Raw genomic sequence first — 1,828 nt, 5'->3', positions numbered from 1 at the left:
ACGCTCCCGCGGCGGCATGGCGGCCGGGTGCGCCGGCGGCCGGTGCGACAGGCGCCAGAGGACGCGCAGCACCGTCAGCGCCAGCACCGTGACGCCGACCGACTTGTGCCATTGATAGAACTGGAACTGTCGCATCGGCGCCAGCGCCGCATGGGTCATGGTCAGGCCCAGGCCGATCAGGACGAGCACGCAGAGCGCGCTCGTCCAGTGCAGAAGGATGGCCACGAGCGTGTAGCGTCGCGCCGTCTCGACGGGGGCCATGGCCATCCTCCTGTGAACCGGTCAGTCCTGACGCTCGAAGGCGCCGGCGATGGTCAGGTGGAGCTCGTCGCCGATCAGCGGCACGTAGGTCTTCACGCCGAACTCGGAGCGCTTGAGCGTCCCCGTCGCCTCGAAGCCGACCGTGTATTTCTTGCTGAGCGGGTTGGCGCCGGCGCCGACCAAGGTCACGTCGAGGGTCACCGGCTTGGTCACGCCGTGGAGCGTCAGGTCGCCCGTCACCTTCGCGTGGTCCTTGCCGGCCGGCGCGACCTTGGTGGAGACGAAGGTCATGTCGGGGTACTTGCCGGCGTCGAGCCACTGGTCGCCCTTGAGCTCGCCGGTGAGCTTGGCGCTGGTCGTCGTCACCGAGGCGACCGGGACCTTGATCGAGAGCTTCGAGGCGGCCGGGTTCTTCGGGTCGAGCGTGAGGCTGCCGGAGACGTCCGAGAAGCCGCCGGCATAGTTCGAGAAGCCCATGTGCGACACCCGCCAGCCGACCTGGGTGTGGCCGGGATCGACCGCGTAGGTGCCGGCCTGGATCTGGGCCGGGTCGCGGGTGGCCTGGGCCAGGGCCGGCGTGCCCGCGAACAGGGCGAGGGCGAGACCGGAGACGAGGAAGGACTTCAAGGGACTTCTCCTTGGTGTGGACGGGGGCTCGCCACCACGACGGCCGGGCCGAGCGCCCCCGCGACTGACCCTGCACCTAGCCCCGTTGGCGGCCGGGGTTGAGCCTGCTATCCGGCACTACATGGTTGCGAGAACGGAAACCTTCGGCGGTCGCCTCGACGACCTGCGCGCCTTCTGCGCGGTCATCGACCTCGGCACGGTGACGGCGGCGGCGGCCAGCCGGAGCGAGACCAAGGGAAGCGTCAGCCGGCGCATCTCGCGGCTGGAGGCGGCGCTCGGCGCCACCCTGATGGCCCGGCACCCTCGCGCCGTGACGCCGACGGCCGAGGGCGTCGCGTTCTACGCCAAGGCGCAGGAGAGCCTTGCGCTCCTCGACGACGCGGCCGAGACCGCGCGCGACGCCCGCACCGTCCCGGCCGGACACCTGCGCGTGACGACCGCGGTCGACTTCGGCATCGAGCTCATGCCGGGAATCCTCACCAGTTTTCGCAGGGCCTACCCGCAGATCACCATCGACCTGATCAACACCGACGCGCGCCTCGACCTCGCAGCCAACCGGATCGACCTCGCCCTGCGCTTCGGCGACGCGGAGGAGAGCGGATACCGGGCCGCGCTGATCGTCAACCTCTGGATCGGGCTCTACGCGTCCCCGGACTACCTCGCACGGCATCCAGCGCCGGCGGACCTCGCGGCGCTCGCGGAGCACGACCTGATCCTGTCCCGGGAGCGGCCGGGCGCGACGGGCTTCCTGCTCAACGACGGGAACGGCCGGATCGAGCAGGTCTCGCTCGACCCCGCCATCCGGGCGAGCGATTTCGCCGCGGTCTTCCGGCTGACGCAGGAGGGGGCGGGCATCGGCCACCTGCCGAGCGCGGTGGCGGCGCGCGCCCTCGAGAGCGGAACGCTCGTGCGGGTGCTCGCGCCCTGGGCGACCGCGGGG

At 71.3% G+C, this 1,828-nt stretch carries 3 protein-coding genes; 1 reads left to right on the top strand and 2 read right to left on the bottom strand.

All coding sequences use genetic code 11. From position 1 onward, the window contains the following. Nucleotides 1-261: cytochrome b/b6 domain-containing protein (locus FV222_RS24840; RefSeq protein WP_187277464.1), on the bottom strand; the 261-nt coding region annotated here is incomplete at its 3' end. 21 nt (nt 262-282) lie between these two features. Beyond that, nucleotides 283-888, bottom strand: a complete 606-nt coding sequence (locus FV222_RS24835) for a YceI family protein (protein WP_147752125.1) — start codon at nt 886-888, stop codon at nt 283-285. Nucleotides 889-1,009: 121 nt separating this feature from the next. Between FV222_RS24835 and FV222_RS24830 the strand changes: the two genes are divergently transcribed. Beyond that, nucleotides 1,010-1,828, top strand: an 819-nt coding sequence (locus tag FV222_RS24830; RefSeq protein WP_147815891.1) for a LysR family transcriptional regulator, incomplete at its 3' end; no start/stop codon positions are given.

Origin of the sequence: Methylobacterium sp. WL103 (assembly GCF_008039885.1) — a bacterium.
Taxonomy (GTDB): Bacteria; Pseudomonadota; Alphaproteobacteria; order Rhizobiales; family Beijerinckiaceae; genus Methylobacterium; species Methylobacterium cerastii.
This window is presented reverse-complemented; position numbering and strand designations above follow the sequence as displayed.